General features: G+C 68.7%; 25 protein-coding genes and 1 pseudogene. 11 read left to right on the top strand and 15 right to left on the bottom strand.

Translation table 11 applies throughout. From position 1 onward, the window contains the following. Positions 1 to 9: 9 nt before the first annotated feature. Positions 10 to 1,446 (bottom strand): 3-isopropylmalate dehydratase large subunit, encoded by a 1,437-nt coding sequence (gene leuC, locus IT40_RS06560; protein WP_036752053.1) that lies wholly within the window; start codon positions 1,444 to 1,446, stop codon positions 10 to 12. 298 nt (positions 1,447 to 1,744) lie between these two features. On the opposite strand from leuC, the gene IT40_RS06555 reads away from it, so the two are divergent. From IT40_RS06555 to IT40_RS06540, 4 genes are all read left to right on the top strand, one after another. Then, a complete protein-coding gene (locus tag IT40_RS06555; RefSeq protein WP_036752050.1) occupies positions 1,745 to 1,978 on the top strand; it encodes a hypothetical protein in 234 nt (77 codons plus the stop codon). Positions 1,979 to 2,110: 132 nt separating this feature from the next. Next, complete coding sequence (rsfS, locus tag IT40_RS06550; RefSeq protein ID WP_114535008.1) at positions 2,111 to 2,509, top strand: ribosome silencing factor; 399 nt, start codon at positions 2,111 to 2,113, stop codon at positions 2,507 to 2,509. 3 nt (positions 2,510 to 2,512) lie between these two features. Next, entirely contained in the window at positions 2,513 to 2,980 is a 468-nt protein-coding gene (gene rlmH / locus IT40_RS06545; protein ID WP_036752047.1) for a 23S rRNA (pseudouridine(1915)-N(3))-methyltransferase RlmH, read from the top strand. A 111-nt stretch (positions 2,981 to 3,091) separates the two neighbouring features. Next, complete coding sequence (locus tag IT40_RS06540) at positions 3,092 to 3,622, top strand: hypothetical protein (protein ID WP_036752044.1); 531 nt, start codon at positions 3,092 to 3,094, stop codon at positions 3,620 to 3,622. 34 nt (positions 3,623 to 3,656) lie between these two features. Here the strand turns inward: IT40_RS06540 and IT40_RS29950 are convergent. After that, positions 3,657 to 3,846, bottom strand: a pseudogene (locus IT40_RS29950) (SAM-dependent methyltransferase); the annotation flags it as partial. Positions 3,847 to 4,654: 808 nt separating this feature from the next. Continuing rightward, complete coding sequence (locus IT40_RS06535) at positions 4,655 to 5,482, bottom strand: LOG family protein (RefSeq protein WP_036752041.1); 828 nt, start codon at positions 5,480 to 5,482, stop codon at positions 4,655 to 4,657. Positions 5,483 to 5,574: 92 nt separating this feature from the next. Here IT40_RS06535 and dapD point away from each other — a divergent pair, with 92 nt between their 5' ends. Beyond that, positions 5,575 to 6,399: a 2,3,4,5-tetrahydropyridine-2,6-dicarboxylate N-succinyltransferase gene (gene dapD / locus IT40_RS06530; protein ID WP_036752038.1), complete on the top strand. Its 825-nt coding sequence runs from the start codon at positions 5,575 to 5,577 to the stop codon at positions 6,397 to 6,399. 106 nt (positions 6,400 to 6,505) lie between these two features. Continuing rightward, on the top strand, positions 6,506 to 6,757 hold the full coding sequence (locus IT40_RS06525) for a GlsB/YeaQ/YmgE family stress response membrane protein (protein WP_024843035.1): 252 nt from the start codon (positions 6,506 to 6,508) through the stop codon (positions 6,755 to 6,757). 34 nt (positions 6,758 to 6,791) lie between these two features. Here IT40_RS06525 and IT40_RS06520 read toward each other — a convergent pair whose 3' ends face one another. Further along, complete coding sequence (locus IT40_RS06520) at positions 6,792 to 7,262, bottom strand: YbaK/EbsC family protein (RefSeq protein ID WP_036752035.1); 471 nt, start codon at positions 7,260 to 7,262, stop codon at positions 6,792 to 6,794. 56 nt (positions 7,263 to 7,318) lie between these two features. Here IT40_RS06520 and IT40_RS06515 point away from each other — a divergent pair, with 56 nt between their 5' ends. Further along, on the top strand, positions 7,319 to 7,633 hold the full coding sequence (locus IT40_RS06515; RefSeq protein WP_036752145.1) for a hypothetical protein: 315 nt from the start codon (positions 7,319 to 7,321) through the stop codon (positions 7,631 to 7,633). A gap of 85 nt (positions 7,634 to 7,718) precedes the next feature. Further along, positions 7,719 to 8,969, top strand: coding sequence for a lytic murein transglycosylase (locus tag IT40_RS06510; RefSeq protein ID WP_036752031.1), 1,251 nt, complete (start codon positions 7,719 to 7,721; stop codon positions 8,967 to 8,969). Between the two features lie 92 nt (positions 8,970 to 9,061). Here the strand turns inward: IT40_RS06510 and IT40_RS06505 are convergent, their stop codons facing one another. The 6 genes from IT40_RS06505 to IT40_RS06480 all read right to left on the bottom strand — a co-directional run bounded on the left by IT40_RS06505 (position 9,062) and on the right by IT40_RS06480 (position 15,761). Continuing rightward, positions 9,062 to 9,553, bottom strand: a complete 492-nt coding sequence (locus IT40_RS06505) for an RNA pyrophosphohydrolase (RefSeq protein WP_036752028.1) — start codon at positions 9,551 to 9,553, stop codon at positions 9,062 to 9,064. Next, the gene (locus tag IT40_RS06500; RefSeq protein WP_036752025.1) at positions 9,550 to 10,965 is read right to left on the bottom strand and encodes a S41 family peptidase; all 1,416 of its coding nucleotides are present in this window, start codon (positions 10,963 to 10,965) and stop codon (positions 9,550 to 9,552) included. The genes IT40_RS06505 and IT40_RS06500 overlap by 4 nt, the downstream gene beginning before the upstream one ends. Then, positions 10,962 to 12,197 carry a murein hydrolase activator EnvC family protein gene (locus IT40_RS06495; protein WP_036752022.1) on the bottom strand — a complete coding sequence of 412 codons (1,236 nt, stop codon included), beginning with the start codon at positions 12,195 to 12,197 and terminating at the stop codon, positions 10,962 to 10,964. The genes IT40_RS06500 and IT40_RS06495 overlap by 4 nt, the downstream gene beginning before the upstream one ends. Continuing rightward, on the bottom strand, positions 12,194 to 13,717 hold the full coding sequence (gpmI, locus tag IT40_RS06490) for a 2,3-bisphosphoglycerate-independent phosphoglycerate mutase (RefSeq protein ID WP_036752019.1): 1,524 nt from the start codon (positions 13,715 to 13,717) through the stop codon (positions 12,194 to 12,196). The genes IT40_RS06495 and gpmI overlap by 4 nt, the downstream gene beginning before the upstream one ends. Before the next feature lie 209 nt (positions 13,718 to 13,926). Next, positions 13,927 to 15,123 carry a dual-specificity RNA methyltransferase RlmN gene (rlmN, locus tag IT40_RS06485; RefSeq protein WP_036752016.1) on the bottom strand — a complete coding sequence of 399 codons (1,197 nt, stop codon included), beginning with the start codon at positions 15,121 to 15,123 and terminating at the stop codon, positions 13,927 to 13,929. 110 nt (positions 15,124 to 15,233) lie between these two features. Further along, positions 15,234 to 15,761 (bottom strand): invasion associated locus B family protein, encoded by a 528-nt coding sequence (locus IT40_RS06480; RefSeq protein WP_036752013.1) that lies wholly within the window; start codon positions 15,759 to 15,761, stop codon positions 15,234 to 15,236. A 151-nt stretch (positions 15,762 to 15,912) separates the two neighbouring features. On the opposite strand from IT40_RS06480, the gene IT40_RS06475 reads away from it, so the two are divergent. Then, on the top strand, positions 15,913 to 16,899 hold the full coding sequence (locus IT40_RS06475; protein ID WP_036752010.1) for an asparaginase: 987 nt from the start codon (positions 15,913 to 15,915) through the stop codon (positions 16,897 to 16,899). Positions 16,900 to 17,118: 219 nt separating this feature from the next. Here the strand turns inward: IT40_RS06475 and IT40_RS06470 are convergent, their stop codons facing one another. From IT40_RS06470 to fsa, 4 genes are all read right to left on the bottom strand, one after another. Further along, the gene (locus IT40_RS06470; protein ID WP_036752007.1) at positions 17,119 to 17,877 is read right to left on the bottom strand and encodes a TSUP family transporter; all 759 of its coding nucleotides are present in this window, start codon (positions 17,875 to 17,877) and stop codon (positions 17,119 to 17,121) included. A 126-nt stretch (positions 17,878 to 18,003) separates the two neighbouring features. Further along, positions 18,004 to 18,942 carry a tyrosine recombinase XerC gene (locus IT40_RS06465; protein WP_036752004.1) on the bottom strand — a complete coding sequence of 313 codons (939 nt, stop codon included), beginning with the start codon at positions 18,940 to 18,942 and terminating at the stop codon, positions 18,004 to 18,006. Then, positions 18,939 to 19,649, bottom strand: a complete 711-nt coding sequence (locus tag IT40_RS06460) for a DUF484 family protein (protein ID WP_036752001.1) — start codon at positions 19,647 to 19,649, stop codon at positions 18,939 to 18,941. The genes IT40_RS06465 and IT40_RS06460 overlap by 4 nt, the downstream gene beginning before the upstream one ends. Beyond that, positions 19,649 to 20,302 carry a fructose-6-phosphate aldolase gene (gene fsa, locus IT40_RS06455; RefSeq protein WP_036751998.1) on the bottom strand — a complete coding sequence of 218 codons (654 nt, stop codon included), beginning with the start codon at positions 20,300 to 20,302 and terminating at the stop codon, positions 19,649 to 19,651. Before fsa ends, IT40_RS06460 begins: the two co-directional genes overlap by 1 nt. A gap of 251 nt (positions 20,303 to 20,553) precedes the next feature. Between fsa and IT40_RS06450 the strand changes: the two genes are divergently transcribed. Both IT40_RS06450 and IT40_RS30430 read left to right on the top strand, forming a co-directional pair. Beyond that, positions 20,554 to 22,755, top strand: coding sequence for a primosomal protein N' (locus IT40_RS06450; RefSeq protein WP_036751995.1), 2,202 nt, complete (start codon positions 20,554 to 20,556; stop codon positions 22,753 to 22,755). Positions 22,756 to 22,790: 35 nt separating this feature from the next. Continuing rightward, positions 22,791 to 22,919, top strand: coding sequence for a hypothetical protein (locus tag IT40_RS30430; RefSeq protein WP_275600381.1), 129 nt, complete (start codon positions 22,791 to 22,793; stop codon positions 22,917 to 22,919). Between the two features lie 330 nt (positions 22,920 to 23,249). Here the strand turns inward: IT40_RS30430 and katG are convergent, their stop codons facing one another. Then, entirely contained in the window at positions 23,250 to 25,421 is a 2,172-nt protein-coding gene (katG, locus tag IT40_RS06445) for a catalase/peroxidase HPI (protein WP_036751992.1), read from the bottom strand. Between the last annotated feature and the right edge of the window lie 72 nt (positions 25,422 to 25,493).

The following is a 25,493-nucleotide window of genomic DNA, read 5'->3' as shown; positions in this document are numbered from 1 at the left end:
CGCCCGCCATCAGACGGTTTCCGCCAGCAGTTCGCGCACGTCGGTCAGGTGGCCCCTGATCCCGGCCGCCGCCGCCATCACCGGCGACATCAGGTGGGTGCGGCCGCCCCGGCCCATGCGGCCCTCGAAGTTGCGGTTCGAGGTCGCGGCGCAGCGCTCGCCCGGCGCCAGCTGGTCGGGGTTCATGCCCAGGCACATCGAGCAGCCGGCCAGGCGCCATTCGAAGCCGGCGTCGATGAAGATCTTGTCCAGCCCCTCTTCCTCGGCCTGCATGCGCACCAGGCCCGAGCCCGGCACCACCATGCCGCGCACGCCCGGCGCCAGCCTGTGGCCTTTCAGGATGCCGGCGGCGGCGCGCAGATCCTCGATCCGGCCATTGGTGCAGGAGCCGATGAAGACCGCGTCGATGCTGATCTCGTTCAGCGGCGTGCCCGGCTTCAGGCCCATGTAGTCCAGGCTGCGGCGCGCGGCCTCGACCTTGCCGCCCTCGAAATCCTCGGGCGCGGGCACCTTGCCGGTGATCGGCAGCACGTCCTCGGGCGAGGTGCCCCAGGTCACGACCGGGGCGATGTCCTCGCCGCGGATGGTGACGACCTTGTCCCAATGCGCGCCCTCGTCCGAGAACAGCGTCTTCCACCAGGCGACGGCGGCCTCCCATGCGGCGCCCTTCGGGGCGTGCGGGCGGCCCTTGACATATTCGAAGGTCTTTTCGTCCGGCGCGATCAGCCCGGCGCGTGCGCCGCCCTCGATCGCCATGTTGCAGACGGTCATGCGGCCTTCCATCGACAGGTCGCGGATCGCCTCGCCGCAATATTCGATGACATAGCCGGTGCCGCCGGCGGTGCCGGTGGCGCCGATCACCGACAGGGTGATGTCCTTGGCGGTCACGCCGGGACGCAGCTTGCCGGTGATCTCCACCTTCATGTTCTTGGATTTCTTCTGGATCAGCGTCTGGGTGGCCAGCACATGCTCGACCTCCGAGGTGCCGATGCCATGCGCCAGCGCGCCGAAGGCGCCATGCGTCGCGGTGTGGCTGTCGCCGCAGACCACGGTCATGCCGGGCAGGGTCCAGCCCTGCTCGGGGCCGACGATATGCACGATGCCCTGGCGGATGTCGTTCATCGGGTAATAGTTCAGCCCGAATTCGCGCGCGTTCTTGTCCAGCTCGGCGACCTGGATGCGGCCCTCGGGGTTCTCGATCCCGTCCACGCGGTCGGGCGTCGTGGGCACGTTGTGGTCCGGCACGGCGATGGTCTGGTCGGGGCGGCGCACCTTGCGCCCGGCCATGCGCAGCCCTTCGAAGGCCTGGGGCGAGGTCACCTCATGCACCAGGTGCCGGTCGATATAGAGGATGCAGGTGCCGTCCTCGGAACGCTCGACCACATGGGCGTCGAAGATCTTGTCGTAGAGGGTGCGGGGCGCGCCCGCGTTCGTGTTGCCGGTCATGGCTGTCTCTTTTCTGGAAGACTAGCTGGGAAAGGGCGGAGGGGGTGCCGCAGCCTGCGGCAGGGCGCGCGCAAGCGCCCGCTCCCGTCAAAGTCGGGCGGTGACGGACAGGCTTTCGCCGTAGAACCGGCCGGGCAGGCGGGCGCGGTCGTGAATGTCGAAATAGACGAATCCTCGCATAGGGGCATTAATAGGGCGATTTCACGTCATATTCAATATCGCCACACGGCCCTGTTAATTCCAAGTTGGGAAATGGTCCCTATCTTGGCGCCGAAAGACACGGGAAAGGGGACCGATCATGCTGATTCGCATCATCCTGCGGGCGATCCCGCTGATCTGCGTGGCCGTTTTCGCGTTGGCGGTGCATTGGGCGGACACGCCGCTGAAGCAGGCGCGGGCGGCGGCGGGTGCCGAAAGCCTGCACCTGGCCTGGGGCGCGGGGCAGGTCAGATGCGCCGATCCCTGGGGAAATCTGCCGGTTTCGGCCTGCCCGCCGGCGGATGCGTCCAGAAATCCGCTGCGCCTGCATTGAGCGGGCGCGATTCCGTGCTACATTGGTAAGGCCCCGGCGCCGGGGGAGATCGGCGTGATGACCGGAGGATGAACCCTGTCCAATACCGTCTCGCCGGCCGCTGCGCCGGCTGCGACCACCGCGGAATCCGGGCTGACGAGCGATCAGCTACTGGACCGCATTCTTGCCTCTCTTGACGACGACAAGGCCGAGGATGTCGTGACCATCGACCTGCGCGGCCGCTCGGCCATGGCCGATCACATGGTGATCGCCTCGGGCCGGAACGCGCGGCAGGTGGCCTCGATCGCCGAAAAGCTGGTCGAGCGCCTGAAGGAGCAGACCGGCCGCTCGGCCCGGATCGAGGGCAAGGAGACCGGCGATTGGGTGCTGATCGACACCGACGACGTGATCGTCCATGTCTTCCGCCCCGAGGTCCGCGAGTTCTATCAGCTGGAAAAGATGTGGATGCCCGCCGACGCCCTGCGTTCGGCCACGCTTGAGCGGCTGCGCGCCGAACACGCCGCCATCGAGGCCGGCAAGCACCAGATCTGATCCATGCGCATGGTCATTGCCGCGGTCGGGCGGCTGCGGCAGGGCCCCGAGGCGAAGCTGATCGCCGATTACCTGGACCGTCACGCCAAGGCGGGCCGCGGTCTGGGCCTGCCCCCCGTGACCCTGGCCGAGGTCGACGACCGTCGCGGCGGCGGCATGGCGGCCGAGGCGGCGCTGCTGGCAAGGGCCATTCCCGACGGTGCTGCCCTGGTGGTGCTGGACGAGCGCGGCCAGATGCTGAGTTCCCCCGAATTTTCCACCCGCATCGCCGGCTGGCGCGACCAGGCGCGCGACATCGCCTTCGTGATCGGCGGCGCCGATGGCATCGACCCCAGCCTGCGCGACCGGGCCGACCTGGCGATCAGCTTCGGCCGCATGGTCTGGCCGCATATGCTGGTCCGCGTCATGCTGGCCGAGCAGATCTATCGCGCCACCACCATCCTGGCCGGCAGCCCCTATCACCGGGAATGACAAGCCGTTCAGATTGCTAGGATTTTAAGAAAACACCCGGCAAAGAGCGGGTGAAATCCGCCGGGAAACGGCTATGATGGGCATATCCAGACCAGTATCTTCGGGTGTCTCATGATTCCAACCGTTCACCAGATCCAAAGCCGGGCCGGTCCCGCCGCCACGCAGGCGGCGCGAGAGGTCGAAATCGTCGGTCCCACCCTTGCCCGCGCCCAGCCCGAGGTGCCCGCGGTCGAGGAATCCGGCGGCGTGGGGCAGGACATGCAGCTTGGCCGCCAGGGCATCGACCATTCGCGGCAGGCCGCATCGGCCCAGGCTGCGCAGGGCGGCGGCCCGGCCGCATCCGCGGCCGAGGATGCCGACGGGCCGCAGGATCGCGCGGTGTTTCGGGCCAAGGTGATCCGCTTCCTGACCGCGATCTATGGCGATGACGAATCCTTCCAGCGTGCGCTGAAGCTGGGCACCATCGTGATTCGCGCCGTCGAGGATCAGCCGGACCCCGAGATGCGGCCGGAGCTGTCGCATGCGACCTATCGCCACGGTGCGGCCCAGGCGCAGCAGGCGCAGGCGGCGACGGAACGCCGGGGCGGCGGCCCGCCGCCGAATGTCGCGGCGGGCGATTTCGTGGCCTGGTGGCCGAAATAGCCCTGGCGGAAAGGCCGGGTTCGCCTGCCCGAGTCCTGGTCGAGGGGCGGCCGGCGCGCTTGCCGACCGGGATGCGCTCGGCCTGCGGGCCGGCCTGCTCCCGCACCGGCCTTCCCGAGGCGAGGTCGTCGTAAAGCACCACGTCCGCCTGGGCCAGCCGCGGCGCGCAGGGTCAGGAGTTCGGGGTCGCCCGGACCCGAGGAGACGAAGCTGACAAGGCCGATCTGTTCACGCTGCCCCGGCTGTCCGACATGCTGGCGTCGTGATGCCTGCCCCGGTGCGATGCGATCCGCGGCGACGCTCCGGCGACCTGGGGCCGTAGCGCGTGGCGGCGCCGGGGCGGGAAAGGCTGCCGAACGAAAAAAGCGCCTGAGCGGGAAGGCCCGAACGAAAAGCGGTTGAGCGGGAAAGGTGCCCTACGAAAGATCCGCAGTCATTGTTGTGGCCCTCGGACGAAAGGCCCCCGAAGGATATAAAGGCCCCGAAGGATGGTGCCCTGCACCGGTAAGGGGGCCTGAATGGAAAGGGCCCGTGACCGGAAAGGTCCGTGACCGAAATGGGCCGAGGCTGTGTGGAAATTCAGTCGAGCATGGTCGGGCACGGAACAATGTCCGCCTGCTGGCATTGCGGAGAGACTTTGTTCTAAGGCGGGCCGCCGTGAATGTATTTCTAAGGAAACTGTTCTTCGTGAATTTTCAGAATTGGAGTTTTCACACAGCCTCGGCCGCGACCCCCAAAGGCCTGTGACCGAAGTAAAGGCCGCCGGGTCGGAAAGGTGGCCTGAACGGAAAGCGGCCTGAAAGGGCATCCGACCGAAGAAGGGGCCGGCGGAAGAAGGGGCCGACCGAAGAAGGGGCCGGCGGAAGAAGGGGCCGACGGAACGAAGCAGCTAGCGGAACGAAGAAGCCAGCGAAACGAAGCAACCAGCGGAACGCGACCGCGCATGATCGGCTGCATGACCGGCCATTCAGCGCCCAAAGCTGCGCGAAGCCGGGTGCCCAGGATCTGGGCCCGGCCGGCGCCTGCCCCGTTTCAGGGGCAGGGCACGACCCAGTTGTCGATGATCTCGACCGCCTCGTCGGCGCTTTCGACGAAGCTGATCAGCTCCAGGTCCTCGGGGCTGATGGTGCCGGCCTCGGCCAGCGCCTGCCAGTTGATGACCTTGTGCCAGAATTCCGGCCCGAACAGGATGAAGGGCACCCGCCTCATGCGGCCGGTCTGGATCAGGGTCAGCGCCTCGAACATCTCGTCCATGGTGCCGAAGCCGCCCGGAAACACCGTGACCGCCTTGGCCCGCATCAGGAAATGCATCTTGCGGATGGCGAAATAGTGGAAGTTGAAGCACAGGTCCGGGGTCACATAGGCATTCGGCGTCTGTTCGTGCGGCAGCACGATGGACAGCCCGATCGAGGCGCCGCCGGCCTCGTGCGCGCCCAGGTTGCCCGCCTCCATCACCCCCGGCCCGCCGCCGGTGCAGATCACGTTCTCGGCGCCATAGCTTTTCAGGCTGCGCTCGGTCATCAGCCGGGCAAAGCGCCGCGCCTCGTCATAGTAATGCGACAGCGCCGCCAGGACCGGCGTGCGCGCGCCCTCGCGCCGCTCGGGCGAGGGGATGCGGGCGCCGCCGAACATCACCACGGTCGAGCGGATGCCGCGCGCATCCATGATCATCTGCGGCTTCAGCAGTTCAAGCTGCAGCCGCACCGGGCGCAGCTCTTCGCGCAGCAGGAATTCGGTGTCGGTGAAGGCCAGCCGATAGGCCGGCGCGCGGGTCTGGGCCGTGTCGGGCGTGGTCTGCGCCACCGCCACGTCCTGATGGCTGTCGCGGAACGGGTGGCTGCGCTCGTCAAGTTCTGTCATCCAATCCTCTGGCCGAAACCGCCGCATTGCGCGGCCGCACCCCTCGGCTTATAGCCCTTGGGCAAGAGTTTCCACCGTTGAGAGGCCAGACCATGTCGAATGACGCCCTTGAAGCCGCCATCGAATCCGCCTGGGAGATCCGCGACCAGATCACCCCCGCCACCAGGGGCGAGGTCCGCGATGCCGTCGAGGCCACGCTGGAGGCGCTGGACAAGGGCGAGCTGCGCGTCGCCGAAAAGCGCGGCAGCGACTGGCACGTCAACCAATGGGCGAAAAAGGCCGTGCTGCTGGGCTTTCGCCTGAAGGACATGGAGGTCCAGACGGGCGGGCCGCAGGGCGGCACCTGGTGGGACAAGGTGGACAGCAAGTTCGCCCATTGGGGCGAGGCGCAATGGAAGGTCGCCGGTTTCCGTGCGGTGCCGAACTGCGTCGTGCGCCGCTCGGCCTATATCGCCAAGGGCGTGGTGCTGATGCCCAGCTTCGTCAACCTGGGCGCCTATGTCGACGAGGGCACGATGGTCGATACCTGGGCCACCGTCGGCTCCTGCGCGCAGATCGGCAAGAACGTGCACCTGTCGGGCGGCGTCGGCATCGGCGGCGTGCTGGAGCCGATGCAGGCCGGCCCGACCATCATCGAGGACAATTGCTTCATCGGCGCGCGGTCCGAGGTGGTCGAGGGCTGCATCGTGCGCGAGGGCTCGGTCCTCGGCATGGGCGTCTTCATCGGCAAGTCCACCAAGATCGTCGACCGCGAGACCGGCGAGGTGATGTATGGCGAGGTTCCGGCGGGTTCGGTGGTCGTCGCCGGCTCGATGCCGTCGAAGAACGGCGTGAACCTCTATTGCGCGGTGATCGTCAAGCGGGTCGATGCGCAGACCCGCTCCAAGACCTCGATCAACGAGCTTCTGCGCGACTGAACCGTTGCGCCCCTGCACCGGGCTCGCCCTTGCGTGAGCCCGGCGTGAAACCCAAGCGCCGCCGCTGCGTTCAACCCGCACGAATGTCCTGAAAGCGGAGTTTCACATGCAGGGTTTGGGTTGGCTGGCCGCGATCATCGTCGGCGGTCTTGCGGGCTGGATCGCCAGCAGCATCATGAAGGCGGATACGGGGATCATCCTCAACGTCATCCTGGGCATCGTCGGCGCCATCGTCGGCAATGCGCTTCTGGGTCTGGTCGGGCTGAACGCCCAGGCCGGCAGTTGGCTGGCGCAGGGGGTCGCCGGGCTGATCGGGGCGGTGATCCTGATCTGGCTCTATCGTGCGGTGGCCGGATAGCGGAACCGGGCGGGGGTCTTCCCGCCCCTTCCCGTCAGGCGGTGAAATCCGCCGCCTTCGCGCCGGTGAGACGGAGCAGGTCGGCCGGCGCGATGGCAAAGACATGGCGCGGCGTGCCCGCCGCCGCCCAGACCAGGTCGAAATCCAGCAGGCGCGGGTCCAGCCAGGCCTCGATCTGCCGCAGATGCCCGACCGGGGCCACGCCGCCGATGGCAAAGCCGGTCTCGGCCCGGATCAGTTCGGCATCGGCCTTGCCCAGCCTTTGCCCGGCCACCTCGGTCGCCTTGGCCGGATCGACGCGATTGCCGCCCGCAGTCAGGAACAGCACGACATGGCCGCTTTCCTCGCCGCGGAAGATGATCGACTTGGCGATCTGGTCCAGCGCGCAGCCGACCGCCGCCGCCGCGCCCGCGGCGGTGCGGGCGCTGTCGTCGGTCTCGTGGATCCGGGCGGCAAGGCCCGCCGCCTCCAGCGCCGATCGCACCCGTCGCAAGCTCTTGCTCATTGTCACCTCCGTCCGTTTCGGGCGATATGACGGCAAATCGCGACGAAGGAAAAGCCATGCAACAGGTCTATACGCTTCTGGTCCAGGTCGGCCGCGCCACCGACGACGGCCTGCCGCAGGGCGCCACCGGCGCGGCGCTGGTCTGCTACGCCGCCGGCACGACCGAGGACGAGGCGGTGCGCGAGACCGTCGCCATCCTGAAGCAGGCCGGCCTTGCGCCGCTGGAAGTCACCGGCCACGGCAGCATCGACGAACGCCTGGCCGAGGGCCACGAAATCCCCGACGAAGAGCGCGCCCTGATGGACCGCGCGCTGGCCGAGAACGCGGTGATCGTGGCGCAGATGGAGCCGCTCTGGGACGAGCAGGGCTGATCCGCCCCTATCCAGCCGCGCCGGCCTGGGCTAGACTGGCTGCGAGCAGAGCAGGCAGAACAAGAACACGGAACGGACAGGCAGAATGACCAGACGCATCTCGCGCATCGCGACCATGGCCATCCTGATCGGCACGCTGGCCGGCTGCGGCGTGTCGCTGAACCAGGGACCGGGCGCCGCCGGCGGCCATTTCGGCGGGCTGCCCACGGCCGGGGGGCAGGGCTCCGAGGCCGGTTTCCAGAACTGGGTGCAAAGCTTCCGCCCGCGCGCGCTGGCCTCGGGCGTCTCGCCCGCGACCTTCGACCGGGCCATGGCCGGGGCGCATTACCAGCCCAGCATCGTCGCGCTGGACCGCAAGCAGAGCGAATTCACCAAGCCGATCTGGGACTATCTCGACGGCGCCATCGGCACGCGCGGCGCGACCGGCCGGTCCAAGGCTGCGCAATATGCAAGCACGCTTTCGGCCATCGAGGCGCGCTACGGCGTCCCGCGCGAGATCGTGCTGGCCGTCTGGGGCATGGAATCCAATTTCGGCGCCAACCGCGGCAATACGCAGATCGTCCCGGCGCTGGCGACGCTGGCCTATGACGGAAGGCGCGGCGAATTCTTCGCCGGCGAGCTGGTGGCGGCCTTGCGCATCATCCAGTCGGGCGACGTGGACAGCGCCCATATGGTCGGCAGCTGGGCCGGCGCCATGGGGCATACGCAGTTCATGCCCTCGTCCTTCCTCGGCCATGCCGTGGACTTCAACGGCGACGGCCGCCGCGACATCTGGTCGGACGACCCGACCGACGCGCTGGCCTCGACCGCCAGCTACCTGCGCCAGAACGGCTGGCGCCCCGGCCAGCCCTGGGGGACCGAGGTGATCCTGCCGCCGGGCTTCGACTTCAACCAGGCCGGCAAATCGGTGCAGCATTCGGGCAGCCAATGGGCGGCGATGGGCGTGCGCACGATCAGCGGGGCGCCGGTGCCCTCGGGCTCGATCCTGGCGCCGGCCGGGTCGCGGGGCCCGGCCTTCCTGATCACCGAGAACTTCCGCGCCATCCTGAAATACAACGCCTCGGACAGCTACGCCCTCGGCGTGGCCTATCTGGGCGAGGCCATCGCCGGCCGCCGTGGCATCCAGGGCAGCTGGCCGCGCGGCGACCGCACGCTGTCGAACAGCGAAAAGGCCGAGATCCAGCGCCTGCTGATGGCCCGCGGCTTCGACACCGGCGGCGTGGACGGTAAGCTCGGCAGCCAGTCGGCCGAGGCGATCAGGGCCTTCCAGCGCTCGCGCGGCGTGACGCCCGACGGCTATGCCGACACCCGCCTGCTGGCCATGCTGCGCAGCTAAGGCAAAAGGGCGGCCCCGAAAGCCGCCCTTGCGCATTTCTCCGTTGCCCAAATACCCATGCCGCCCGCGCCACCCGGCGCGGCGCGGGCCGTTCAGGCCAGGATCTCGCGGAAATCGCCCAGAACCTGGGCATAGACATCGCGCTTGAAGGGCACGATGCCGTCGATCAGATCGGCCGCCCGCATCCATTGCCAGCGCTCGAACTCGGGATGCGCGGTGGCGATCCGCACCACCTCATCCTCGCCCAGGAAGCGCATGGCGAACCATTTCTGCTTTTGCCCGCCATAGCGGCCCTTCCAGACCTTGCCCAGCAGCTCGGGCGGCAGGTCATAAGTCACCCAGCCGGGCGTTTCCATCAGCACGTCGACCAGGTCGGTGGTGACGCCGGTCTCCTCGACCAACTCGCGCAGCGCCGCCTGGCGCGGGGTCTCGCCCTGGTCGATGCCGCCCTGCGGCATCTGCCAGGCCGGGCCGGGGTTGTCGATGCGCTGCCCGGCAAAGACCAGCCCCGCCGGGTTGATCAGCACCACCCCCGCGCAGGGGCGATAGGGCAGGCCCGAGGGGCCCAGCAGGTCCGCGCTCATTCCGCCTGCGCCCCCTGGGCCGCATCCTCGCCGGTGACGGCGGGCTTTGCGGCATCGGGCACGGCCTGGGCGTGATAGTCCACCGCCGCCAGGCCCTTGAGGATGTCCACCGCATAGGCCAGCTGGTAATCCTCCTCGCGCAGCTTGGCGGTGGCCTCGACCTGCTTGGCCTCTTCCTCGATCTGCTTGCGCTCTTCGTCGCTGATCGAATCGTTGTTCAGCGCGCCGCGCAGGTCGGCTTCCGAGTTCAGGAATTTCGAATCGGTCCGCGGCTGGCCGGCCTCTTCCTCGTCCTGGGGCTTGGGCGCGGGCTGTTCGACGATGATGTCGGGCTGGATGCCCAGCGACTGGATCGACCGGCCCGAGGGCGTGTAGTAGCGCGCCGTGGTCAGCCGGATGGCGCTGTCCGAGGTCACCGGCATCACCGTCTGCACCGAGCCCTTGCCGAAGCTCTTGGTGCCCACGACGATGGCGCGGCGATGGTCCTGCAGCGCGCCGGTGACGATCTCCGAGGCCGAGGCGGAGCCGCCGTTGATCAGCGTCACCATGGGCTTGCCCTGCGCCAGGTCGCCGGGCTTGGCGTTCCAGCGCTCGCTTTCCTCGGGCTTGCGGCCGCGGGTCGAGACGATCTCGCCCTTGTCGAGGAAGGCGTCCGAGACCTCGATGGCCTGGTTCAGCAGCCCGCCCGGATTGTTGCGCAGGTCCAGCACGAAGCCCGTCACCTTGTCGATGCCGCCGGCCTCCTTGATCGCCTTGTCCATCTCGGTCTTCAGGGTCGAGAAGGTCTCGTCGTTGAAGGTGGTGACGCGCAGCACCACGGCATGGCCCTCGATGCGGGTCTTGACCACGGTCAGCTTGATCGTGTCGCGGGTGATGGTCAGGTCGAAGGGCTCCTTCTCGCCCTCGCGCAGGATGGTGATCTTGATCTCGGACCCGACGGGGCCGCGCATCTTCTCGACCGCCTCGTCCAGGTTCATGCCCATCAGCGATTCGCCGTTCACATGGGTGATGTAGTCGCCGGCCTTGACCCCGGCCTCGGCCGCGGGCGTGTCGTCGATGGGCGAGATCACCTTGACCAGCCCGTCCTCCTGCCCGACCTCGATCCCCAGCCCGCCGAAGCTGCCGCGGGTCTGGGTCTGCATGTCGTCGTAATCCTTGGCCGACAGGAACGAGCTGTGCGGGTCGAGCGAGGTCAGCATGCCGTTGATCGCCGCCTCGATCAGGTCCTTGTCGTCCACCTGCTCGACGTAATCGGCGCGCACCCGTTCGAACACGTTGCCGAACAGGTCCAGCTGCTCATAGACCGAGGCGTTCCTGCCCGATTCCTGCGCGACCAGCGGGCCGGCGAATTGGGTGGCGACGGTGATGCCCGCAAGCGTGCCGATCGCCCCTGCCAGAAGATAATGTTTCATTCAGCTCCGTCCTGCCCGGTTGCGTTGCGGCTTGTCCCGTCCGCGGCCTCTCCGACAATGGGATTCATCACGAACCACTCTGCCGGGTCCAGTGTTTCCTTGCCCTTGCGAAGTTCAACATACAGTGTCTCGCTCTGTCCAGCACCGCCCCCGGCCGCGGCATCGGCGACGAATTCGGCGCCGAACTCCTGCGCGGGCGGCTCTTGCCCGCCCATCAGCCCCACCGGCTCTCCTGCCGTCAGGACGTCGCCCGTCTCGCCGAAGACCTGCGCCAGACCGGCGAATATCATCAGATACCCCCGCGCGGGCTCAACGATCATCACATTGCCGTAATCAAGCAGCGGACCGCGATAGCGGATTGTCGCAGGCCAGGGCAACGTGACCAGCGCGGCGGGCGCGGTGGCGATGACCATGCCCGGCCGGCGCACCCCCGCGGCATCGGGTTCGTCATAGCGGCGCAGCACCCGGCCCAGGGCCGGCAGCGGCAGGCTGCCCTGCGCGCCTTCGAAATCGGCCATGGGCGCGCCCACGTCCTGCTCCATCCCGGCGATGCCCGAGGCGAAGGCGTCCAGCGTATCGGCCGATTCCACCAGCGCGGTCAGTTCCCTGGGATCCTCGCCGAAGCGCACCGGCAGGCTGGAGCGGTCCGTCACCGCCGAGGCCAGAAGCCGCCGCGCCTCCTGCACCTGCCCAAGCCCCTGCGCCAGCGTGTTCGCGGCGTTCAGCTGGATGGCGCGCACGGCGCGGATCTCCTCCAGCTTCTGCTGCATGTCGCGGGCCTCGGCCTCCAGCCCCGGCGCGACCGAGGACAGGATCATCCCCGCGCGGGCCGAGGATTCCGGCCCCGAGGGATGTAGCAGCAGCACGGTCTCGGGCGATTTCTGCATCGAGGTCATCACCCCCAGCACCCGGCCCAGCCGCTCGCGGCGGGCGTCGAACTCGGCCCGGATCTCCTGCTCGCGGATGCCGGCACGGCGCAAACCCTCGCGCAGCGCGGCCATGCCCTGCTCATAGGCGCGGATCATCCGGGTCAGCGAGGCGACCTGGTCGTCCTCGGTCAGCGCCTCGTCCAGCTGGCCCACGGCGGCGCGCAGCATGTCGGCCGCCTCGGCCGCCTCCTGCGCGGCCAGGTCCAGGGGCGAATCGTCCTGCGCGGGCGTCGCCGGCTGCGCCGGGGCCATCGAGCCGATGGCAAGGGCCACCAGCACCGGCAAGAACAGCCTGGCTCTCATGCCCGCCCGATCAGCGAGGTGCCGGTCATCTCGGGCGGCAGGTCCAGGCCCATCAGGTCCAGCACCGTCGGCGCCACGTCGGCCAGCCGGCCGTTCCGCAGGCTCGCGCCCTCGGGCCCGCTGAAGACGATCACCGGAACCGGGTTGGTGGTGTGGGCAGTATGCGGGCCGCCGGTCTCGGGGTCGATGGTGGTTTCGCAATTGCCGTGGTCGGCGATGACCACCGCGGCGCCGCCGGCCTTTTCCAGCGCCGCCAGCATCATGCCCAGCCCCTTGTCCACCGCCTCGCAGGCGCGGATGGCGGCGGGCAGGCTGCCGGTATGCCCCACCATGTCCGGGTTGGCATAGTTCACCACGATCAGGTCGTAGCCCGCCTCGATGGCCTCGACCAGTTTTGCGCTGACCTCGGGCGCGGCCATCTCGGGCGCCAGGTCATAGGTCGCGACCTTGGGGCTGGCCGGCATGAAACGGTCCTCGCCCGGCTCGGGGGTTTCCTTGCCGCCGTTCAGGAAGAAGGTGACATGGGGATATTTCTCGGTCTCGGCCAGGCGGAACTGGCGCAGGCCCTTGGCCGCGACCCAGGCGCCCAGGGTGTTGACCACCTGCCGCTTGGGATAGGCGGCCTGCATGTATTCGTCATGGCTGGCCGAGTAATCGACCATGCCCAGAAGCGCCGCCCATTGCGGCCGCCTGCCGGTGTCGAAGGCGGCGAAATCCGGCTGGCCGATGGCGGCCAGGATCTCGCGCGCGCGGTCGGCGCGGAAATTGAGGCAGAAGAAGCCGTCGCCATCCCGCGCGCCGGCATAGCCCTCGATCACTGTGGGCTGGATGAACTCGTCCGTCTCGTCGCGGGCATAGGCATCGGCCACGGCCTGGGCCGCATCCGGCGCGGGCAGCCCCTCGCCGCGCACCATGGCGCCGTAGGCGCGTGCGACGCGCTCCCAGCGGTTGTCGCGGTCCATGGCGTAATAGCGGCCGATGACGGTGCCGATGCGGGCGGCCTCGGGCAGGGCACGCTGAAGCTCGGTGACGAAGCCCGCGGCCGATGTCGGTGCCACGTCGCGGCCGTCGGTGACGGCATGGACCACCACCGGCACGCCCTTGTCGGCCACGGCGCGGGCGGCGGCGATGACGTGCTGGAGATGGCCATGCACGCCGCCGTCCGAGACGACGCCCATCAGATGCGCCGTGCCGCCGCTGGCCTTGAGCTTGCGGATGAATTCACCCAGCGCGGCATTCTCGTAGAAGCTGCCGTCCTCGATCGCCAGGTCGATCTGGCCCAGGTCCATGGCGACGACGCGGCCGGCGCCGATATTGGTATGCCCGACCTCGGAATTGCCCATCTGCCCCTTGGGCAGGCCGACGTCCGGGCCGAAGGTCACCAGCGTCCCATGCGGGCAGTCGCGCATCAGCCGGTCGAAATTCGGCGTCCTGGCCTGGTCGGGTGCGCTTTGTTCGGGGCGCGAGGAAATGCCCCAGCCATCGAGGATGCAAAGGACGACGGGTTTCGGACAGCTCATGCGTCACCTCTTTCGCGGGTCGCGATGCTTCTACGACTGCGGGGCGCGCGGGGCAAGGTCGCCGCGGATCTTGCCGGATTCGTGAAGCGCCCCGCCTTTCGGTGCTGTTGCATGGGTATTTATGCAACGAAGAAGCCCGCAGCCGGCCCAAGACTTCTTCGTTGTTCAAATACCCATGCGGCCGGGCCGCAGGCGCAAGACATGGCGTCTTAGGCGCGGGCCTCGGCCGCGATCTGGGCGGCGGATTTGCGGCCGCGCTCGGTCGCGGATTTCAGCTGGCCGCAGGCGGCCATGATGTCCTCGCCGCGGGGGGTGCGGATGGGCGAGGCATAGCCGGCCTTGTGGACGATGTCGGCGAAGGCCTCGATCCGCTCCCAGCTGGAGCGGCGATAGGGCGAGCCGGGCCATTCGTTGAACGGGATCAGGTTCACCTTGGCCGGGATGCCGCGGATCAGCCGGACCAGCCGGCGCGCATCCTCGTCGCTGTCGTTCACCCCGTCCAGCATCACATATTCGAAGGTGATGCGTTCCGAGTTCGACAGCCGCGGATAGTCGCGCAGCGCGTTGAGCAGCGTCTCGATGTTCCACTTCTTGTTCACCGGCACCAGCCTGTCGCGGGTCTCGTCGGTGGTGGCGTGGAAGCTGACGGCCAGAAGGCAGCCGATCTCTTCGGCGGTCTTGGCGATTTCCGGGACGATGCCGCTGGTCGACAGCGTGATGCGGCGGCGCGACAGGCTGATGCCCTCGCCATCCATCACCACCTTCATCGCGTCGCGGACATTGTCGAAGTTGTACAGCGGCTCGCCCATGCCCATCAGCACCACGTTCGAGACCAGCCGCGTCTCGTCCTTGGGCGCGCCGGGCTTCGGCCATTCGCCCAGGTCGTCGCGGGCGACCAGCACTTGGCCCACGATCTCGCCCGCGGTCAGGTTGCGCACCAGCTTCTGCGTGCCGGTATGGCAGAAGGAACAGGTCAGCGTGCAGCCCACCTGGCTGGAGATGCAAAGCGTGCCGCGGCTTTCCTCGGGGATGTAGACGGTCTCGACCTCGTGCCCGCCATTGATGCGCAGCAGGTATTTGCGGGTGCCGTCGGCGCTGATCTGGCGGGTGACGATCTCGGGCAGCGCGATCTCGAACCTCTCGGCCAGCAGGGCGCGGTAGTCCTTGGCCAGGTTGGTCATCTGCGCGAAGTCGCGCACGCCCCAGTGATAGATCCATTGCCAGATCTGGCCCACGCGCATCTTGGCCTGCCGTTCCGGGGTGCCGGCCTCGATCAGCGCCTCGTGCAGCTGCGCGCGGGTCAGGCCGACGAGGTTCCGGCGCGCCGTCTCGGGCAGCTTGCGCGGGATGGTCAGCAGATCCTGGGTGATCGGGGCGGCGGGCGTGACTGGCGACGGGGCGTTCATGGCTGGCGGGTCCGGGCGGCGAAAGGGGCAATGGGCCTATATAGGGCAAGGCGGCCCAAAAGAAAACAGGGGCTCGCGCCCCTGTCCGCCGCGGTTCCCGCAGCTGTAGCTTATTTGCAGGCGGCCTGGGCCTTGTTCGTCGCGGCGGTGATGCCCGACAGGCTGAAGGTGTCCTTGGTCACGGTGCCCCGCGCCGAGCGCCCGGTCACCACCGCGGTCGAGCCCGCACGCAGCGCCGAGACCAGCTTGGCGTCGTCGGCCGGCGAGCCGGTCCATGCGCTTTCGCCCTCGGTGAACAGCTTGAAGACATTGCCGCCGATATTCACCTCGACCGCCGAATCGGGCGCGAAGGGATAGCCGCCCGAGAACGAGACCTCGCCCGACTGTCCGGGCCGATAGGCGACGTAAAGCCGGATGTCGCCGCGCGTCACTTCCTTGGGCTTGCCGCTGGAATCCAGGTTCTGGGTGGATTTCGGGGCCGACACTGCCCAGCATTCCTTGGGGCTGGTCGCCGAGAAGACGGTCCAGTCGCCCTCGGTCCCGATCACATTCGTCGAGTCCTGGGCCAGGACCGGCGAAGACGCGGCGATCGCAATTGCGGCGGCTGCCGCTGCGGCGCGCGGCGCGAATTTCAACATGCTCTGGCCTCCTGCCATGGTCCGGTTCGATCCGGCTTGTTGCCGATGATGGTGGTGTTTTCAACCATCTGGCGGCAAGATAATGCGAAAAGGAAGGCGTGAAAAACCCCCGTTTGCGGAAAATCGCGCGATTGTCAGAGGAAAAACAGCCATGACCGCAGCCAGACTCATCGAATTGTGGCGGGGCGGGATGCGCGAAAGCACCCATCTGGGCCATGTGGTGATCGCGGATGCGAACGGCATCGTCGAGGCCTGGGGCAATCCGGGGGCGGTGATCTATCCGCGCTCGTCCTGCAAGATGATCCAGGCGCTGCCGCTGGTCGAAAGCGGCGCGGCCGACCAGGCGGGGCTGGGTAGCGAGCATCTGGCACTGGCCTGCGCCAGCCACAGCGGCGGGCGCATCCATACCGAGCGGGTCGCGGCCTGGCTGTCGGGCCTGGGGCTTGATGACAGCGACCTGCGCTGCGGCGCGCATCTGCCGGCCGACCCGGCCGAGCGCAAGCGGCTGGTCTGCTCGGACGAGAGCCCCTGCCAGGTCCACAACAACTGCTCTGGCAAGCATGCCGGCTTCCTGACGCTCAAGCGGCACATGAACGCGGGGCCGGAATATGTCGAGATCGACCACCCCGTGCAGCGCGCCGTGCGCCGCGCCTTCGAGGAGGTGACGGGCGAGGTCGCCACCGGCTGGGGCATCGACGGTTGCTCGGCGCCGAATTTCGCCTGCACGGTCGAGGGGCTGGCCCATGCCATGGCCGGATTTGCGCAACCGGCGGCCGGCAAGCGCGGCCAGGCACAGCGGCGCCTGGTCGAGGCGATGCTGGCCCATCCCGAACTGGTCGCCGGCGAGGGGCGGGCCTGCACCGAACTGATGCGCGCCATGGACGGCCGTGCCGCGGTCAAGACCGGGGCCGAGGCGGTCTTCGTCGGCATCCTCCCCGAACGCGGGCTGGGGGTCGCGCTGAAGATCGCGGATGGCGGCACCCGCGGCGCCGAGGCCGCGATCACCGCGCTGATGGTGCATCTGGGCCTGTTGGAGGAAGCCCACCCGGTGGTGCAGAAATACCTGACTGCGCCCTTGCGCAACTGGCGCGGGTTGGCGACGGGCGAATTGCGCCGGGCGGAAGGGTTCCCGAGCTGATCCGGGCGCGGCTCTGGCGCGCAGCCTTCCCGAGCAGATCGGGGGCTTTGCCCCCGCGCGTTCCGCGCTCCCCCAGGATATTTCGACACGGAAGAAGCCAGGCGCCGGGCATTGCCTTTTTCCGAGGCCTTTTTCCGGGTTTCTTCCGTGGGCAAATATCCTGCGGGGGAAGCCCGTCGGGCTTGCCCGGCGGGCGTGGGGGCGCAAAGCCCCCATCCTTCAAAGAAGCTGCCAGATCAGCCGCAGCGCCAGCAGGGTCGAGGTCGCGACCAGCAGCGGCTTGATGACCCGCGCGCCGATCCGCATCGCCAGCCTTGCGCCCAGCAGGGCGCCGGCGATCTGCGCCACGGCCATGACGGCGCCGACCAGCCAGAGCGGCTTTCCTACCGCCGCAAAGGCGACCAGCCCGCCGAGGTTCGAGGCGAAGTTCAGCAGTTTCGTATGCGCCGTCGCCTTGAGGATGCCGTAGCCCGCCAGCATGACGAAGCCCAGCATGAAGAACGATCCCGTGCCTGGCCCGACCAGCCCGTCATAGAAGGCGACGAGGGGCACGACCGAGGCGGTGAAGGCGGCTGGGGTGATGCGGCGCATGCGGTCGGTATCGTCCAGTCCCGGCCTGAGGGCGAAGAAGGCGGCGATCCCGATCAGCACCACCGGCAGGCCGTAGCGCAGCGCCTGCGCCGGGATCCAGCTTACCAGCAGTGCGCCGCAGAGCCCCGCCGCGAAGGCGACCGCTGCCGCCCCGCTTTGCCCGCGCAGGTCCACGAGCCCGCTGCGGGCATAGGAGATCGCCGCCGTCGCCGCGCCGAAGACGCCCTGCACCTTGTTCGTCGCCAGCGCCTGCGCCGGGGGCAGGCCGGCCAGCATCAGGGCGGGGACGGTGATCAGCCCGCCTCCGCCGGCGATGGCATCGACGAAGCCGGCGGCGAAGGCGGCACCGGCCAGCAGCAGCACGAGATCGAGGGAAAGTTCGAACATTCCGCCCCTTTGGGATGCCGCACGGGAAATGTAAAGCCGGCTCGGGCGGCGCGGCGGGATGCGCATTGGGGCATGCAGAAGCCGTTTGTGCCGGCGGCTTGAGTATTCGGGAAACGGTGAAGCCGCTCAGGCGCGGGGATGGGCGGCGCGATAGACCGCCAGCAGATGCGCGTCGTCCACGCCGGTATAGACCTGGGTCGTGGACAGGCTGGCATGGCCCAGCAGTTCCTGGATCGTGCGCAAGTCGCCGCCCGCCGCCAGCAGATGGGTGGCGAAGGAATGGCGCAGCGCATGCGGCGTCGCCGTCGGCGGCAGGCCCAGCACCTGGCGCGCCTGGCGCATCGCGGCCGCGACCAGCGTCGGGTTGAGCCGGCCGCCGCGGGCGCCGCGGAAGAGCGGTTCCTTGGCTTGCAGCGAATAGGGGCAGAGCCGCAGGTACTCGGCGATGGCCTCGCGCGCGATGGGCAGGACCGGCACCTGTCTTTCGCGCCCGCCCTTGCCGCGGATGGTCAGCGCCTCGCGCAGGGGCCAGTCGGCGCCGTTCAGTCCCAGCGCCTCGGAGATGCGCAGCCCGCAGCCCCAGAGCAGCGTCAGCACCGCCGCGTCGCGGGCGGCGATCCAGGCCTCGGGATGGGCGCCGGCGGTGATCTTCAGCACGTCCTGCGCCTGTTGGGGCGCCAGCGGGCGGGGCAGCGAGCGGGTGTATTTCGGGCTGCGCGAGGCCAGCGCCCTGGAGGCGTCGAAGCCGTGCCGGTCGGCCATCCAGCGGATGAAGCTGCGCGTGGCCGAGAGCCTTCGCGCCAGCGAGCGGGCCGAAAGGCCGCGGCCGCGCTCGGCGGCGGCGAAGGCGCGCATGTCGGTCTGCGTCAGCCCGGCCAGCGTCGCCGGCAGCGCGGGTGTGCCGTGATAGCCGCCGAGGAACGAGAGGAAGGCCAGCAGGTCCGCCTGATAGGCACGGATCGTGTGGTCCGAACGGTCGCGCGTCGCGCGCTCGCTGTCGAGCCAGCGCGCGAGGTTGTCGGCCATGGCCGGGGCCAGCGCCAAAGGCTCGGCCCCGCCGGTCATTTCCTGAGCCAGGAGATCAGCGCCAGCCGGAACGCCTGGCCGAAGAAGCGCAGCAGATCCGTGCCCTGGGCCGGGTTGAAGCGCCCGACATCGGCCGAGCCCATCAGCAGCAGCGCCGGGAAGCGGCCGGGGCCGAGGTCGATGGGCAGAAGCGCCTCGGACCGGATGGGCGCGCGGGCGTCGCCATGGAAGGGCAGGGTCTCGCGCACGACGCCGCGCAGCACGATGTCGTCGCCGCGCGGCATCCGCCGCCCGCCCGAGATCAGCCGCGCCACCGTGCCGGCGGGGGCGATCGCCAGCGGGCTGCCGTCCTCTGGCTCGGGCACCTCGCCGCCCGATTCCATCACCAGCCGCAGGGTTTCCACCCGCAGGATCGGCGCGACGGCGATGTCGAGGTTTTCCAGGAACTCCTCGAAATCCGTCGGCTCCAGCAGCGACAGCACGGCGCGGTGGATGGTGTTCATCCCCGACTGGTTGTCATAGGCGGCCGAGATCACCGATTCATGCGCCGCCTCGAGCCGGTCGAGCCGCGCCTCGAGCGCCTGCATGGCGCGGCCGCGGATGTCGATGACGTTCTCGCCCACCTCGGCCTCGCGCGCGCCGATCAGCGCGCGCATCAGGTCGCGGTCGGAGAGGATCAGCTCGGGCTGCGCCAGCAGCCGGGCGCGGATGTCCTCGGTCAGTTCGGCCGCAGTCTGCTCGGTCATCAGACGATCTTCTGCCCGGTCTTGGCCCAGTCGGCGTTGAACTGTTCCAGGCCCCGGTCGGTCAGCACGTGATTCGCCATCGCCTTGATGACGGCGGGCGGCGCGGTGATCACGTCGGCGCCGATGCGGGCGGCGTCGGTGATATGGTTCACCGAGCGGATCGAGGCGGCCAGGATTTCGGTCTGGAAGTCGTAATTGTCATAGATCTCGCGGATCTGGGCGATCAGCTCCATGCCGTCGAAGTTGATGTCGTCGAGCCGGCCGATGAAGGGGCTGATGAAGGTGGCGCCGGCCTTGGCGGCCAGGATCGCCTGCGCGGCGCTGAAGCACAGCGTCACGTTGACCTTGTGGCCCTGCGAGGACAGTGCCTTGCAGGCTTTCAGCCCGTCCCAGGTCAGCGGCACCTTGACGGTGATGTTCGGGGCGATCTTCACCAGGTGCTCGCCCTCGCGGATCATGTCCTCGGCCTTGGCGGCGACGACCTCGGCGCTGACCGGACCCTCGACGATGTCGCAGATCTCCTTGGTGACTTCCAGGATGTCGCGGCCCGATTTCAGGATCAGCGACGGGTTGGTGGTGACGCCGTCCACCATGCCAAGGTCGTTCAGCTCGCGGATGGCGGCGACGTCGGCGGTATCGACAAAGAATTTCATGCGGGGAAGCCCTTCTTGCGGTTTTGCCGTGGGTTTAGCGCATAACAGCCCGCGCGTGAAGTCCGGGCCGCGCGGCTTGCGGGGCAGAGGTCTTGCATGCCACTATCCCCGCCGCATGCAACCGGAGAATGACTTGGAAGCCTTTCAGCCCGATCTCGTCGCCCTGTTGCCGGCCCTGGCCGCCGGACCGTTGCTGGTGGGCAACTGGCCGCTGCTGCTGCTGATCGGCTGGGCCTCGCTGCCGGTCTGAGATGTCCCCGCCGCTTTTCTATCCCCATGGCGCGCGCATCGCGGTGCTGACGCAAGAGGTGGTCGGGGTGCTGGACTATCTCGCGCCCGAGGGCGGCGTGCGGCTGGGCCAGCTGGTGGTGGTGCCGCTGGGTCCGCGCCGGGTGATGGGTGCGGTCTGGGGACCGGGTGTCGGCGATTTCGATGCGGCGCGGCTGCGGCCGGTGGCACGGCTGGTCGATGCGCCGCCGCTGGCGCCGGGGATGATCGAATTCCTGACCCGCATGGGCGAATACACGCTGACGCCGCTGCCCTCGCTTCTGCGCATGGCGACGCGGGCGCCGGACCTGGACCAGCCGCCCTCGGCCCGGCGCATCATCCATCGCGCCGGGCCGGTGCCCGCGCGCATGACCGATGCCCGCGCCGCCGTGCTGCGGGTGATCGAGGATCACGGCGGCGCCGGCTTTGCGCCCGGCGAGCTGGCGCAGCTGGCCGGGGTCAGTCCGGGCGTGGTGCAGGGGCTGGTCAAGGCCGGCACGCTGGCCGAGGTGCTGGCGCCGCGCGACACCCCCTATCCGCAGCTGGACCCCGCCTTGCCGGGCAAGCCGCTGGCCGCCGACCAGGCCGAGGCGGCCGAGGCCCTGCGCGACGCCTTGCGCAGCCGCGCCTATGGCACCACGCTGCTGCGCGGCGTCACCGGCTCGGGCAAGACCGAGGTCTATCTGGAAGCCGTGGCGGAATGCCTGCGGCAGGGCCGGCAGGCGCTGGTGCTGCTGCCCGAGATCGCGCTTTCGGCCGAGTTCCTGGACCGGGTCGAGGCGCGTTTCGGCGCCCGGCCCGGCGAATGGCATTCCGGCATCACCCGCAGCGAGCGGCGGCGGCTCTGGACCATGGCGGCGCAGAACCATGTCGGGCTGGTGGTCGGCGCGCGCTCGGCGCTGTTCCTGCCCTTTGCCGACCTGGGCCTGATCGTCGTCGATGAGGAACACGATTCCAGCTACAAGCAAGAGGATGTCGTCTATTACAGCGCCCGCGACATGGCGGTGCTGCGCGCCAGCGTCGAGCAGGCGCAGGTGGTGCTGGCTTCGGCCACGCCCTCGGTCGAAAGCTGGGTGAATGCGGCCACCGGCAAATATCGCCGCCTGGACCTGCGCGCCCGCTACGGCACGGCGGACCTGCCCGAGATGGGCACCATCGACCTGCGCCAGCAAGAGATGGAGAAGGGACGCTGGATCAGTCCCCGCCTGGCCGCCGAGATCGCGGCGCGCCGCGACAGGGGCGAGCAGTCGCTCTTGTTCCTGAACCGGCGCGGCTATGCGCCGATCACCGCCTGCCGCGCCTGCGGCCAGCAGATCGGCTGCGACCATTGCGACGCCCGCATGGTCGAGCATCGCTTCCAGAACCGCCTGGTCTGCCACCAATGCGGCGCGACCAAGCCGATCCCGGTGGCCTGCCCCAGCTGCGGGGTCGAGGGCAAGATGACCGCCATCGGGCCGGGGGTGGAACGGCTGGCCGAGGAAGTGGCCGAGCGCTTCCCTGAGGCGCGGTCGACGGTGCTGTCCTCGGACCTGTTCCATTCGGCGCGGGCCTTGAAGGAGGCGATCGCCGAGATCGGCGCGGGCGGCACCGACATCATCATCGGCACGCAGATCGTCGCCAAGGGCCACAACTTCCCGCGCCTGACGCTGGTGGGCGTGATCGACGCCGACCTGGGCCTGCAAGGCGCCGACCTGCGCGCGGCCGAGCGCAGCTTCCAGCTGATGCGGCAGGTCGCCGGCCGCGCCGGGCGCGAGGGCGGCGATGCGCGGGGGCTGGCGCTGTTGCAGACCTACCAACCCGACCACCCGGTGATCCGCGCCATCCTGTCGGGCGAGGACGAGGCGTTCTGGGATGCCGAGGCGGCGGCGCGCCAGGCGGCGGGGATGCCGCCCTTCGGCCGGCTGGCGGGGATCATCCTGTCGCATCCCGACCAGCCAGTGGTCGAGGATTACGCCCGCGAGCTGGCCCGCCGCGCCGAGCCCCTGCGCATCATCGGCGCCGAGATTTTCGGTCCCGCGCCCGCGCCCATCGCCCGCATCCGCGCGCGCTATCGGGTGCGGATGCTGATCCGGGCGCCGCGGCAGGCGCCCTTGCAAGGCGCGATTTCGCAATGGCTGGGCCTGGCGCCGAAGCCGCCCACAAACCTGCGGCTGGCGGTGGACATCGACCCGCAAAGCTTCCTGTAAGCGCAAGCCGCGCCCCGGCCCTGCGGCGGTTTCGCATGACCAGAGCAAGCGGCTGGCCGATGCAGCGCCCCGCCCGCATCTTCTTCGTATGGCTGGGTCTGGCGCGGAAGCCGCCAGCCAATCTGCGGCTGGCGGTGGACATCGACCCGCAAAGCTTCCTGTAAGCGCAAGCCGCGCCCCGGCCCTGCGGCGGTTTCGCATGACCAGAGCAAGCGGCTGGCCGATGCAGCGCCCGCCCGCATCTTCTTCGTTCTGCAAATACTCCCCGCAAGCTTTCCTGCAGCGCCGAGATCGCGGATCGGGGCCCGGCCGCGAAAGACCGGCGAGCCTGCATGATCTCCGGCTCCAGATGGGTCGGACCGGGCGGGCGCGGGGGTCGCACCGATCGCGGCATGAAAAATCCCCAGGGACCGTCGGTCCCTGGGGCTGCAATCGTTACCACTACCGAACCCCTGGGCAAGCGTCGCCGGGCGCCGCTCAGGGGTTTAGTCCGGTTACGACCGCAGATCGAAGCGGTCGGCCTCCATCATCTTCACCCAGGCGGCGATGAAATCGGCGACGAACTTGCCGCCGTTGTCGTCCTGGGCATAGACCTCGGCATAGGAGCGCAGGATCGAGTTCGAGCCGAACACCAGATCCAGCCGCGTCGCCGTCCATTTCACCACGCCGGTCTTGCGGTCGCGGATCTCGTAGTGGTCGCCGGCCTTGGCCCAGGTATTGGCCATGTCGGTCAGGTTCACGAAGAAATCCGTGGTCAGCGCGCCTTCGCGGTCGGTGAAGACGCCGTGGCGGGTGCCGCCGTGATTGGTGCCCATGGCCCGCATGCCGCCGACCAGGACCACCATCTCGGGTGCGGTCAGCCCCATCAGCTGGGTGCGGTCCAGCATCAGCTCTTCGGGGGCGACGATATAGTCCTTTTTCAGCCAGTTGCGATAGCCGTCGTGGATCGGCTCCAGCACCGCGAAGCTGTCGGCATCGGTCATCGCATCCGTGGCGTCGCCGCGGCCGGGCGAGAAGGGCACCTCGACCTCATAGCCCGCCGCCTTGGCCGCCAGTTCCACGCCGACATTGCCGGCCAGGACGATGGTGTCGGCGAGGCTGGCGCCGAACTCGGCCGCCAGCGGCTCCAGTACCGCCAGCACACGGGCCAGCCGGTCGGGTTCGTTGCCTTCCCAGTCCTTTTGCGGGGCCAGGCGGATGCGCGCGCCATTGGCGCCGCCGCGATTGTCCGAGCCGCGGAAGGTGCGCGCCGAGTCCCAGGCGGTCGCCACCATCTCGGCCACCGTCAGCCCGCTTTCGGCGATGCGCGCCTTCAGGCCCGCGATGTTCCATTCGCGGTTGCCGGCGGGCACCGGATCCTGCCAGATCAGGTCTTCGGTCGGCGCCTCGGGGCCGATATAGCGCACCTTCGGCCCCATGTCGCGATGGGTCAGCTTGAACCAGGCCCGCGCAAAGACTTCCGAGAAATAGTCCGGGTCGTTGTAGAAGCGCAGCGAGATCTCGCGATAGATCGGGTCCATCTTCATCGCCATGTCGGCATCCGTCATGATCGGGTTGTAGCGGATCGAGGGATCCTCGACATCGACCGGCTTGTCTTCTTCCTTGATGTTGACCGGCTCCCACTGCCAGGCTCCGGCGGGGGATTTCCGCAGCTCCCAGTCATAGGTGAAGAGCAGGTAGAAGAAGCCGTTGTCCCATTGGGTCGGATGGGTGGTCCAGGCGCCCTCGATGCCCGAGGTCATGGTATAGCGGCCCTTGCCCGACTTGTTGGAATTGGCCCAGCCCAGGCCCTGTTCGCAGACATCGGCCGCTTCCGGGTCGGCGCCCAGCAGCTCGACCTTGCCGTTGCCGTGGCATTTGCCGACGGTGTGGCCGCCCGCGGTCAGCGCCACGGTTTCCTCGTCGTTCATCGCCATGCGGGCGAAGGTTTCGCGCACCAGGGCGGCGGTCTTCAGCGGGTCGGGCTGGCCGTTCGGCCCTTCGGGGTTGACATAGATCAGCCCCATCTGCACCGCGGCCAGCGGGTTTTCCATCGAGGTCGCGTCATCGGCATTGCCCATGCGCTCGTCCTGGGGCGCCAGCCATTCCTTTTCCGCGCCCCAGTAGGTGTCCTTCTCGGGGTGCCAGATGTCGTCGCGGCCAAAGGCGAAGCCATAGGTCTTGAGGCCCATGTTCTCATAGGCGACGGTGCCGGCCAGGATGATCAGGTCGGCCCAGCTCAGGCGGTTGCCGTATTTCTTCTTGATCGGCCACAGGATGCGGCGCGCCTTGTCCAGGCTGACGTTGTCGGGCCACGAGTTGATCGGGGCGAAGCGCTGGTTGCCGGTGCCGCCGCCGCCGCGGCCGTCGGCGATGCGATAGGTGCCGGCGGCGTGCCAGGACATGCGGATGAAGAGCCCGCCGTAATGGCCCCAGTCGGCCGGCCACCAGTCCTGGCTGTCGGTCATCAGCGCATGCAGGTCGCGCTTGACCGCGTCGAAGTCGAGATTGCGCACCTCGTTGCGATAGGTGAAGTCCTGGAGCGGGTTGGTCTTGCGGTCATGCTGGTGCAGGATGTCCAGATTCAGCGCATTCGGCCACCAATCCATGTTCGAGGTTCCCATGGCGGTGTTGCCGCCATGCATGACGGGGCATTTGCCCGTCGAGGGAATATCGTTGCCGTCCATGCTAGCTCTCCTTTGCTGGGCCGCGCCGCGGGGCGGCGCTGGTTGACCGGTGCGGATCGCGGCCGTCTTGTG

This window comes from Paracoccus versutus (assembly GCF_000763885.1).
Lineage (GTDB): Bacteria > Pseudomonadota > Alphaproteobacteria > Rhodobacterales > Rhodobacteraceae > Paracoccus > Paracoccus versutus.
Note: the sequence above shows the minus strand (reverse complement) of the source record. Positions and strands in the feature narration are given on the sequence as shown.